Raw genomic sequence first — 9,550 nt, forward strand, 5'->3', positions numbered from 1 at the left:
AGGGTGAGTTGCCCGCTCACCGCGGTCAACTCCGCTGCTCGCCGGATCCCTGCGGATCACCGCACCGGAAGCCGCGAAGCACCGGCAGACGCGGCTGCCTCCCGGCTTCGGTAGCGGTTGATGAGAATTCGCGGCAGGACTGCGTCATGGCCGCGGCGGTCACCGCGGCACCGGCAGAGCGGGGCAGCCCGGCCGTCACCACCAAGTCGCTGCCGCAACCAGCTCCCGGCCGGGGCGTGATGTCCTGGTCCGGGTACGACGCGGCGAGCCGGGTGAGCGCGTCGCCGCCGGCGGGGGCGAGTAACAGCTCCCGAAGTGAGCTTCACGCCGATCCGGTCGCGATGTACCGGCAGGCGGCGTCCGCTGGGAGCCGTTGATCGGCCTCGGCGGTGACGGGCTCACCGTCGTCCATGACATCGACGGGTACGTAGTCATCAGGGTGAAAGCTGTTTGACGCTGCCCGCCCACGCGGTGAGGCCGGTGAAGCTCCGGGTCCGGTGCCACGCAGGCGACGGGCGGTATCGGTCAGCACGAGCGTGTCCCCGTGGAGAGCGACTCCGCCGGCTACGAGACCAGGCGGGCCAGCTGCACGACGATTCGCTAGGGGAGCGGCGACGGTCCGCCTGTGCCGATGGGATTTTACCCAGTGCGGTTCCCACCCGACTCGGTTTCTGTCCTGTCCGTGAGCGCGTCCCTCGGCCCTGACCCTCCCGGTGGTGCTGGCCGGTGTCGTCCTGGTGGCCATGTCCATCTCCGGGACGGCGGTGGCCCTGCCGGACGTCGGCCGGGACCTGGGGACCTCCGGCCCGGCCCTGAACTGGGTGGTCGCGGGATACAACCTGGCCTTCGCGGCGATGACCCTGGTCGCGGGCTCGGCCGCGGACCGGATGGGCCGGCGCAGGACGTTCCTCGTCTCCGCACTGGTCTTCTCCTGCGGGTTCCTCGTCACCGCGGTGAGTCCCTCGATCGTCATCACCGACGTGTCGCGCATCGTTTCCGGCGCGGGAGGCGCCGGCGTCATGGCCGCGGGCGGCGCCCTCCTCGCCTCCTCCTACCAAGGAGCGGCCCGCAACCGGGCGTTCGCACTCATGGGCACCATGGCGGGCGTCGGCATCGCCGCCGGACCCACACTGTCCGGCCTGCTGATCTCACCGAACGGACAATCATGTCCCCGCCCACGGCGATCCCGTGACCGCCGGCCTGCGGTATCACCCCCCGGGCGCCCGGACGTCGCTCACCCACCAGCTCGCCACCTCCGCGCACCCCACCCGCCTGCTCCCCGACCCTCCTCCCAGCACGCAACGAGCACACCGTCACCCGAACACACCCATTTCGTCCGCGCCACCGAGAAATGGTTCGACGGTACGACCACGCAGCATCCGCTGGGCCGCCGGGAAGGTGCGCCGGCGGCCCAGGGGGTTCAGGGGGCGGTCAGAGTGCGGGCTCGACGGTGAAGTCGCCGGAGGAGCTGGTGATCGGGGTCATGGTGTTGTCGAACGCGTGGTAGTCGGCGGTCAGTTTCACCGCCGTGCGCGGGAGGTCCGACGCCGCGGTGAAGGTGAGGGTGAGCGCGGTCGTCTGCGGGGTGACGGCGCAGCTCGCCAGGGTGTAGGTGTTCTCGCTGTAGTTGTTGTAGGTGTTCTGGTACTCGACCGGCACCAGAGTGCACTGCGCGCCGCCGTCCCCCGAGGCGGACGTGACGTTCAGTCCGGGCGGGAGGAAGATGTTCTGGGTGCCGTCGTTCCATGAGGCGTCCGGGTCGGTCCACACCACGCCGGGCGTCGCGGACGCGGCACGCAGCGCGACCGTGCCGTTGTCCGCCGCGTGCACGGCCACGCTCTCGGTGGCCGTCTGACCGGCACCGAACCCGGCGGGCTGCACCGCCACGCTGTCCTGCGCCGCCCGCGCCTGCGACTCGACGGCGGTGAGGTCGGTCGTGCTGGTGAAGTGCCTGCCCGCCCGCTGCGCCTTCTGGATCTTCGCGAGGGTGTCGTCCTTGTGCGGGACGATGGTCGCCGTGACGCCGACGACCGAGCCGTCCGGGGTGGCGGCGCCTATGTGCTCACTGAAGCTCGCGTAGGGCACCTGGCCGAGCACGTCCATGTCGCAGAGGAACGCGGCGGTGCCGCTGCCGGTCACGGCCGCGGCCACCGGGAGGCAGGAGCCCTCGCCGAGGGTGGAGGTGAAGCCGACCGGGATGTCCGGCACGTCGGTGCCGTCGAGCTTCGGGGCGCCGAGGGTGTACATGAGCAGGACGTTCACGGGCGCCGCGGCGCTGGGCACGCCCTGGCGGTCCAGCTGGAAGGAGTGGCCGGTGTCGTAGTCCTGCGGCAGCGTCTGCGGCTGCTTGCCGCCGCCCCAGGGGGCGTCGAAGCCGAAGCTGTCCAGGTTGGCGGCGTGTGCCGCCGCCGCCGTGCCGAGCTGGGCTCCACAGGCGGCGAGGGCTGCCGCCGCGAGCATGGCGAGGGACCTGCGTATGGTCATGACACTCCGCTGCGAGAGGGCGGCGGGAGCCGCCGGGGCGTGGCGGCCGAAGTGGCCGACCGCCGCACTGTACTCTCCACGAGCCTTACGGCACCCGTAATTTGAGCAGAGCGAAATATGTGGCGGCCGGACGAGTGCACCATCCGATCCGGCCGTCGTACCGGGGAGCCCCGCGGACGGCTCGCCCGCCGACCGCCGAGACGCACGCGTCCCATCCGCGCCGGGCCGGCCCCCACCACGGTGAGCGGATTGCACGAACACCCCCTGACCCGCTCGCGCGCGCAACCAGGGGGCCGCGCAGCATCAGCACGTGCGATCGACGGCGTCGCGACGGGAGGAGTCGGCAGCACGGCGGAGCGGGGAAGCCATGAGCGACGACGTCCCGTCGGTGATCCCGGGCGATGCGTGGTGGCGGCCGCGCCCGGAAGCGGTCGACGCTGTCGTCGCGCTCGTCCGGGATCTCACCGGCGGCGGACCGGCGGCGTGGACGTGGCGATCGGCGTGACGTGGCACGACGCCGTGAGCGCCGTCGACCACTGGTGGGGCGACCTTCTCGAAGCCTCTTGCGACGGCGGGCCGCCGGGGGTCCGGTCCGCGGCCGGGCCGTGACCGCGGGGTTCAGGCGACGGACGGACGCCGTGGGTCGGTGGGGACGATCGCCTGCTCGTCGAAGATCCGTTCGAGGGCCTCGTGACCGTGTTCGCGGCGGTAAGCCATCTCGGCCGCGGTGACCGGCAGGACCCACAGGACACGGGCGCGGCCGTCCGGCAGCGGGCAGTGCTCCAGGCCGGGGCCGTGGAGGTAGGGGAGGCTGATCAGCAGATGGTCGCAAAGGGAACCGGGCAGCCAGGGCTCCCCGATGGGCAGACCGTGTTCGACGTCGAGGTGGTGGACGGCGTGGTAATACGCGGTCATGGCCAGGAGATCGGCGAAGCGTTCGTCGCGAACGGGCGCGGTGAGGACGAACTCGATGCCCTCGCCGTCCGTCTCGACCGTGGACCAGCAGCCGGCGGTGACGTAGGCCCAGCTGTCGGCACGCGGTCCCGGGCCGACGGTGACGATCCTCAGACCGGGTACCGATTCCCTCCGGCCGGGCCCCAGGTCGTGATCGCCGACCGTGATCGCGTGGCCGGTGAAGAAGTCGCGGACGTGGGCCTCGACGCCTGCGACGGCCCGACGGCCGCGTGGGGACTCGAACATGGCGGAGAGCATCTCACGGGCCGCCCCGGGCCCGGCGGTTCAGCCGGTTCCGACCGGTTCCGCCTCGCCGCCGAGCGCGCCGGGCGCCGGATCCGCCGGATCCGCCGGGTCCACCGGGTCCACCGGGTCCACCGGGTCCACCGGGTCCACCGGGGCAGAAGCGTGCGACCCGATGGCGTCGTGGCCGGGTCACGAGGTCCGGATGTCGCCCGGACGTGTGGGGACGGCGTCGAGTGCGGCGAGTGTCGTCTCGTCGAGGGTGATCGCCCCTGCGTCAAGGTTCGCCCGCAGGTGGCCGGGGTCGGCGGTGCCGGGGATGAGGAGGGTGTTGGAGGTGTGGTGGAGCAGCCAGGCGAGGCCGATCTGCGCGGCGGAGACCCCGAGGTTCCGCGCCGCCGCGACGACGGCGGCCTGCTCGGTGACCTTCGGCAGACCGGCCGGGGCGCCGCCGAGCGGGAAGTACGGCACCCAGGCGACGCCCTCGGCGAGGCAGAACTGCGCCATGTCCTCGTCCTCGCGTGACACCAGGCTGTAGGCGTTCTGCACACAGGCGATCCCCGCCGGGAGGCCACGGCGCAGCGCGTCGAGGGAGACGCTGCTCAGGCCGATGGCACCGATCTTGCCCTCGTCGCGCAGCGCGGTCATCACGGCGAGCTGGTCGTCGAGGTCGACGAGCTGGTCGCCCTCGGCGCGCAGGCCGGGGCCGTGGTCGGCACGGCGCAGGTTGACCAGGGGGATCCGGTCGAGCCCGAGGCTCTTGAGGTTGTCCTCGACGCCCGCCCGCAGTTGCTCGGGCCGCTGGGCCAGGCGCAGCGGGAACGGCCCGTCGGGGGCGGGTTCGGCGCCGACCTTGCTGACGACGAAGACGTCGTCCTCGGGACGGAGCGCGGCCGCGATCACCTCGTTGACGAAGCCGTGGCCGTAGAAGTACGCGGTGTCGATGTGATCGACGCCCAGGTCGACGGCCTGCCGCAGCAGGGAGACCGCGGCGTCGCGGTCCAGTCGCGGCAGTTGCATGGCACCGTAGCCGACGCGGGAGACGGTGCGGCCCGCGAGGGCGCCGGTGCCGCCGGGGCGTGCCGCCGCGGGGTCGGTGAGCTGGTCGGAGGGGTCGGTCGACGCCATGGCGGTCTCACTCCCATGAGAGGATGGAGGCAAACGGAGAGACTCCGTTTGCGACCACCGTACACGAACCGGAGGGCCTCCGTTTTGGCTGCGTCCGACTCCCCCGCCGCCCCCGATCCCTCGGCGAACGCACCGGGACGCCCGGCCAGGGCCGACGCGCGGCGCAACCGTGAACGGCTGCTCGCCGTCGCCCGTGAAGCCTTCGCCGCGACCGGCGGCAAGGCCAGCCTCGACGGCATCGCCCGCGAGGCCGGCGTCGGGATCGGCACGCTCTACCGTCACTTCCCCACCCGCGAAGCGCTCGTAGAAGCTCTCTACTCCGCGGAACTCGACGGCGTCGTCACCAGTGCGCCCGCGCTGCTCGCGGAGCTGCCGCCCGAGGTGGCACTGCGTGCGTGGATGGACCGGTACGCGGCATTCTTCGAGGTCAAGCGGGGCATCACCGACACCCTGCGGGCGGGGTGGGCTTCCGGCGCCATCGCGACACCGGCCACCCGGGAGCGGATCACCGCGGCGATCGCGGTGATCCTCGACGCCGGTGCGAGGGCCGGTTCCCTGCGGGCGGACGTGGAGGCGGAGGACGTCACGATGATGCTCCTCGGGGTGTTCATGTCGACGACCGCCGGCAACAGCCCCCAGCTGACGGGACGCCTGCTGGACCTGGTGGCAGACGCGCTGCGGCCCGGGGCCGGCGGGCCCGGCCCGCACTGACGCGGCGGGGGCGCCCCCCACCGCCGAGGACACCGCTCGCGATCCGCCGCCACGCGTGCGGCAGCGCCCCGCAGGCCGGGCGGGACCGGCCTGCGGAGCCCCGGTCAGCCGGCCCCTTCGCTCGCGGTCCCGCCTTCCGTCAGAGCACTGATTCCCGGACGGAGGAGGGCCGCTATGCGGTCGGCGGAGGCGTCGCGGAGGGCGGGGAGACCGAGGAGCTGGTGCCCGACGGTCACGCCGAGCAGGGCGGTGAGGGCCAGCGTGGCGCGCAGTTCGGCGTCCGGCGCGGGCGGCATCGAGGCGACGACCGCGTCGGCCTGGCGGGAGAGGCGGGCGCGGACCTGGTCGGCCGCGCCCGGGTCGGTCAGCATCGACCGCATCATCGCCAGCGTGGCCTCGGGCAGGGCGCCGAGTTTGGGGCCGAGGGTGGCCAGCAGCTGGTCGGCGAGCCCTTCCGGGCCCGTGGCCGCGGGCGGCGCGGGGTGGACCTGGACGGCCCGGGTGAACAGCTCGCGCTTCGAGCCGAAGTACTGCATGACCAGGGCCGGGTCCACACCGGCCGCCGCCGCGACGGCGCGGATGGTCGTGCGGTCGAACCCCTTCTCGGCGAACAGCTCGCGGGCCCCGGTGAGGATCCGCGCCTCGGTGGCGCGGCGGCGCTCGGCGCGGGACGGCTGGGCGGTGGGCACCTGCTCACTCTACCGTCCTTCGCTCCACAGGCGTTGACCGAAGGACCGGGTGCGGCCTACTCTCCGGTGGGTCAACGACCGTTGAGCGAATGGAGTGACCCCGTGCCGCACACCGAGGCCCTTGCGACGCGCAGCCCGCACGACGTTCTCGACCGCTACTACCAGGCCATGCTGGACAAGTCGGCCGACGACCTCGCCGACCTCTACGCCGCCGACGCCGTCCACGAGTTCCCGTTCACCGCCCCCGGTTTCCCGCCGAGCTTCGAGGGGCGCGAGGCGGTGCGCGCCGGTTACCGGGCCGCTTGGGGCGCGAGTCCCGTACGGGTGGAGGAGATCCGCAGGGTCGCAGTCCACCGGACCGACGACCCGGAGGTGATCGTCGCCGAGCAGGTCGTCATGGGCACGGTTCCGGACACGGGCGCCGCCTTCGGCGTTCCCGGGCTGCTGGTGCTGCGGGTGCGCGGCGGCCGCATCAGCCACGTCCGGGACTACATCGACACGTCGGGACTCCGCTCCGCCACGGCGTGAGACGCCAACCGGGCCGGGCCCCGGTCCGCCGACCGGCACCTTCCGGTGGCCGACGGACGCCCCTGCGAGCAGACTACGGGCCACGGGCGCAAGCGGGTGTGCGGGAGGAAGCGTGGGCGACGCGTGCGAGGAGCCCGCCGGGCGCGCCCCGACCGGGCCGGGCGCCGGACCGCCGACCGGCCGTGGACCGACGGCACCCCGGCGGCGCCCGACCCGTGCCGAACTGGAGGCCGCCCGCACCAGGGAACTCCCCGACCTGATCACCGACGGGCTGCGGCTGCTGCTGTGCGGCATCAACCCGGGCCTGGGATCGGCCGCCGCCGGACATCACTTCGCCAACCCCGGAAACCGCCTGTGGCCCGCGCTCTTCCGGGCCGGGCTCACTCCGCGGCTGCTCTCCGGCGAGGAGGAACGCGAACTGCTCCCGCTGGGCATCGGCATCACCAGCCTGGTCCGCCGCCCCACGGCCCGTGCCGGTGAGCTCTCCCGCGGCGAACTGCGCGACGGCAGCCACGACTTGCGCGCCCGCGTACGGCACCTGCGTCCGGCCTGGCTGGCGATGCTCGGGATCAGCACCTACCGGACCGCGTTCGAAGCCCCCGACGCCGTGATCGGCCCGCAGGAGATCACGATCGGCAGCACGCGGGTATGGGTGCTCCCCAACCCCAGCGGGCTCAACGCCCACTACCCGCCGGCCGCGCTGGCCCGCGAGTTCGGCAGGCTCCGCGAAGCCATGGGGCTGCCGCCGCCCACCGCGGACGCGCCGCCACGGTGACGGGGCCGCCGCCTCCGCGCCCGGGGCACCGGCGCCGACGTGACTCCGGTGCGGTGGCAGCGGGCGGGCCCTGGTGAGGCAGGCTCCCTCGCGGGGTACCCGACAGGCACGACACCCGACGGATGAGGGAGACCATGAACCATTCCCCGGACAGCGACCGGAACGGAAGCCCCGCCGGACCGGCGGACGCGGCACCGCGGACGGCACCCGATCCGGGTCACGACCCGCGGGCGGCCACCGGCGAGGGCATCGGCGACGACCCGGCCCGCGAGACCGCCCCGGCCGGTACCGACCCCACCGGCGGTCCCGGCACCGCACCGGCTTCCGAGGACGGCCTCGGCCGCCGGACCGCCGGGCGCGAGCCCGAGGACACGGTCGTGAGCGGCCCCGACCGGCACAACGCGACCGAGACCGACCCCTCCGCCGAGGCCACACCCGCCGGTGGCGGGGACACCGACCGCCCCGCGGACGCCCCTGCCTCTCCGATCGCACCGCCGCCCGACTCCTGAGCAGCCCCGGGCGGGCGCGGGACGTCCCCCGCCTCGGCGTCGGCGGCCCGCGCCTCCCGGCGGGGCAGGCCGCCGACCCCGCACGGACCACCGAAGGCGTCGCAGCGGGACGGCGCCTCGCCGCCGCTAGAACTCCAGCTCGATGTAGTCGATGTCCGTGAACTCCACCTCCAGGTCGCGAGCGCGGCGGCCGCGGTCCTTGAAGTAGATCTCCTGGAGGCCCTCGGCGGCGATGCGCTGCAGCTGCTGCTCGGTCGCGCCGCCGGACTGCGCGTCGAACAGGCGGGCGGCGTAGGCAGGGGGGAGGTGCTGGGTGATCCGGCGCATACGGGAGTCGTCGGTGGAACCGGGGGCGGCCGTGAAGCCGAAACGGGCGCGGGTCTCGATCACGATGCCCGTCGCCGTGGCGGCCTGCGTCCTCGCCCGCTGCCGTACGCGCGGCTGCCAGTCCTTGCGGACCTCCCGCTCCAGACGGGCCGCCAGCTCGGGGCGGGGGCGGCGCAACGTGCCCTTGAGGTAGCGCTCCACCGTGCGCTGCGAGACACCGAGGCGGGCCGCGACCGCCCGGGTGGAGCCCTTCTGCGACCTGACCAGGAAGCGCATCCGGGCCTGTGCGGTCTTCGGGATCGGGCGGGTCGCGGTGGCCTCGGCGGCGCGCTCCAGGCCGTCCTGCAGTTTGCCCACGGTCAGTCTCCTTGCCGCAGGGTGCGGCCCGCGGCCGCGACCAGGTCGTCGGTGGCGGTGATGGCCCGCTCCCGCAGGGCGGCGAGGGTGCCGAGGTCGGCGGCGTCGCGCATGGCGAAGGCGGCCTGGGCCGCGGCGCGGGCGGACGGGGCGAGATCGGGCTCCAGCACCGACACCGCGACCAGCGGGGCGGTCACGGCCGAGCGGGTGGCGTGGCTGTCGGTGCGGGCCGTGTCGTAGTCGGTGGCGGGGGCGCCGGTCAGGCGCAGGTGCTCACGGCGCCACATCGCCCGGCGGTGGTCGCCTATCGCCGCCACCAGCGCGCCGAGCGCCGCCCGCAGATCGGCCGAGCGCCGCTCGGCGCGGTCGTCGCGCCGGGCGGCACGGGAATGGCGCGACTGCAGCAGCGAGGTCAGCAGGCCGCCGAGCAGCGTGCCCGCCACTGCGACGATGGTGTCCCCCAACGGACCTACTCCCCTTCGTCCACGGCGTCGTCGCCCTTGATGTGGCGGGCCGGGTTGTGGTCCTGCTCCATCAGGCCGACGGCCCAGTACAGCTCGCGGGTCCCCTCGTGCTTGACCATCCCCGGGGAGACACCGAGCCGGAAGGTGCCCGGCGCGGCCTTGCCCGCCGCGTCGTACGGAAGGACGTCCAGCGGCGAGGGACCCGCCGAGGGATAGACCGCGCAGTCCGACAGCAGCGCGACCGGCATCAAAGCCTCGTCGCCGAAGCGGACCGTCCATCCCCCGCCGTCCTGGGCCGGGGGCAGGACGCCGCCGGTCGCGGCCGCGGTCTTCAGCAGCTTGCGGTGCATGTTGACCCGGGCCGCGGAGATGACCGCGGCG

At 74.0% G+C, this 9,550-nt stretch carries 12 protein-coding genes and 1 pseudogene; 6 read left to right on the plus strand and 7 right to left on the minus strand.

The features are described 5' to 3' along the window. Positions 1-716 precede the first annotated feature (716 nt). Positions 717-1,454 (plus strand): MFS transporter, encoded by a 738-nt coding sequence (locus ACWERV_RS27415; RefSeq protein WP_452937887.1) that lies wholly within the window; start codon positions 717-719, stop codon positions 1,452-1,454. On the opposite strand, the gene ACWERV_RS27420 is transcribed toward ACWERV_RS27415, so the two are convergent. Further along, complete coding sequence (locus tag ACWERV_RS27420; RefSeq protein ID WP_452937890.1) at positions 1,432-2,484, minus strand: hypothetical protein; 1,053 nt, start codon at positions 2,482-2,484, stop codon at positions 1,432-1,434. The genes ACWERV_RS27415 and ACWERV_RS27420 overlap by 23 nt on opposite strands. Before the next feature lie 367 nt (positions 2,485-2,851). On the opposite strand from ACWERV_RS27420, the gene ACWERV_RS27425 reads away from it, so the two are divergent. After that, the gene (locus tag ACWERV_RS27425; protein ID WP_452937891.1) at positions 2,852-2,989 is read left to right on the plus strand and encodes a hypothetical protein; all 138 of its coding nucleotides are present in this window, start codon (positions 2,852-2,854) and stop codon (positions 2,987-2,989) included. 113 nt (positions 2,990-3,102) lie between these two features. Here ACWERV_RS27425 and ACWERV_RS27430 read toward each other — a convergent pair whose 3' ends face one another. Both ACWERV_RS27430 and ACWERV_RS27435 read right to left on the minus strand, forming a co-directional pair. Continuing rightward, the gene (locus tag ACWERV_RS27430) at positions 3,103-3,684 is read right to left on the minus strand and encodes a suppressor of fused domain protein (protein ID WP_452937893.1); all 582 of its coding nucleotides are present in this window, start codon (positions 3,682-3,684) and stop codon (positions 3,103-3,105) included. 189 nt (positions 3,685-3,873) lie between these two features. Further along, positions 3,874-4,809, minus strand: coding sequence for an aldo/keto reductase (locus ACWERV_RS27435; RefSeq protein ID WP_452937896.1), 936 nt, complete (start codon positions 4,807-4,809; stop codon positions 3,874-3,876). A gap of 84 nt (positions 4,810-4,893) precedes the next feature. Here ACWERV_RS27435 and ACWERV_RS27440 point away from each other — a divergent pair, with 84 nt between their 5' ends. Beyond that, complete coding sequence (locus ACWERV_RS27440) at positions 4,894-5,520, plus strand: TetR/AcrR family transcriptional regulator (protein ID WP_452937899.1); 627 nt, start codon at positions 4,894-4,896, stop codon at positions 5,518-5,520. A gap of 104 nt (positions 5,521-5,624) precedes the next feature. Here the strand turns inward: ACWERV_RS27440 and ACWERV_RS27445 are convergent, their stop codons facing one another. Beyond that, entirely contained in the window at positions 5,625-6,209 is a 585-nt protein-coding gene (locus tag ACWERV_RS27445; RefSeq protein ID WP_452937902.1) for a TetR/AcrR family transcriptional regulator, read from the minus strand. Between the two features lie 102 nt (positions 6,210-6,311). Here ACWERV_RS27445 and ACWERV_RS27450 point away from each other — a divergent pair, with 102 nt between their 5' ends. The 3 genes from ACWERV_RS27450 to ACWERV_RS27460 all read left to right on the plus strand — a co-directional run bounded on the left by ACWERV_RS27450 (position 6,312) and on the right by ACWERV_RS27460 (position 8,021). Then, a complete protein-coding gene (locus ACWERV_RS27450; RefSeq protein ID WP_452937904.1) occupies positions 6,312-6,737 on the plus strand; it encodes a nuclear transport factor 2 family protein in 426 nt (141 codons plus the stop codon). A 223-nt stretch (positions 6,738-6,960) separates the two neighbouring features. Then, positions 6,961-7,512 carry a G/U mismatch-specific DNA glycosylase gene (mug, locus tag ACWERV_RS27455; RefSeq protein ID WP_452937922.1) on the plus strand — a complete coding sequence of 184 codons (552 nt, stop codon included), beginning with the start codon at positions 6,961-6,963 and terminating at the stop codon, positions 7,510-7,512. Positions 7,513-7,646: 134 nt separating this feature from the next. Continuing rightward, on the plus strand, positions 7,647-8,021 hold the full coding sequence (locus ACWERV_RS27460; RefSeq protein ID WP_452937907.1) for a hypothetical protein: 375 nt from the start codon (positions 7,647-7,649) through the stop codon (positions 8,019-8,021). Positions 8,022-8,147: 126 nt separating this feature from the next. Here ACWERV_RS27460 and tpg read toward each other — a convergent pair whose 3' ends face one another. The 3 genes and pseudogenes from tpg to ACWERV_RS27475 form a co-directional block, all read right to left on the minus strand. Beyond that, on the minus strand, positions 8,148-8,705 hold the full coding sequence (gene tpg, locus ACWERV_RS27465) for a telomere-protecting terminal protein Tpg (RefSeq protein WP_452937910.1): 558 nt from the start codon (positions 8,703-8,705) through the stop codon (positions 8,148-8,150). Between the two features lie 2 nt (positions 8,706-8,707). After that, a complete protein-coding gene (locus ACWERV_RS27470; RefSeq protein ID WP_398192663.1) occupies positions 8,708-9,169 on the minus strand; it encodes a protein kilB in 462 nt (153 codons plus the stop codon). Between the two features lie 5 nt (positions 9,170-9,174). Continuing rightward, positions 9,175-9,550 (minus strand): annotated as a pseudogene (locus tag ACWERV_RS27475) (telomere-associated protein Tap); the annotation flags it as partial.

Source organism: Streptomyces sp. NPDC004031 (assembly GCF_053604375.1).

What these genes read in the sequence shown, in the direction of transcription:
- ACWERV_RS27420 (WP_452937890.1), bottom strand. Translation starts at nt 2,484, where the DNA reads ATGACCATACGCAGGTCCCTCGCCATGCTCGCGGCGGCAGCCCTCGCC.
- ACWERV_RS27425 (WP_452937891.1), top strand. Translation starts at nt 2,852, where the DNA reads ATGAGCGACGACGTCCCGTCGGTGATCCCGGGCGATGCGTGGTGGCGG.
- ACWERV_RS27430 (WP_452937893.1), bottom strand. Translation starts at nt 3,684, where the DNA reads ATGTTCGAGTCCCCACGCGGCCGTCGGGCCGTCGCAGGCGTCGAGGCC.
- ACWERV_RS27435 (WP_452937896.1), bottom strand. Translation starts at nt 4,809, where the DNA reads ATGGCGTCGACCGACCCCTCCGACCAGCTCACCGACCCCGCGGCGGCA.
- ACWERV_RS27460 (WP_452937907.1), top strand. Translation starts at nt 7,647, where the DNA reads ATGAACCATTCCCCGGACAGCGACCGGAACGGAAGCCCCGCCGGACCG.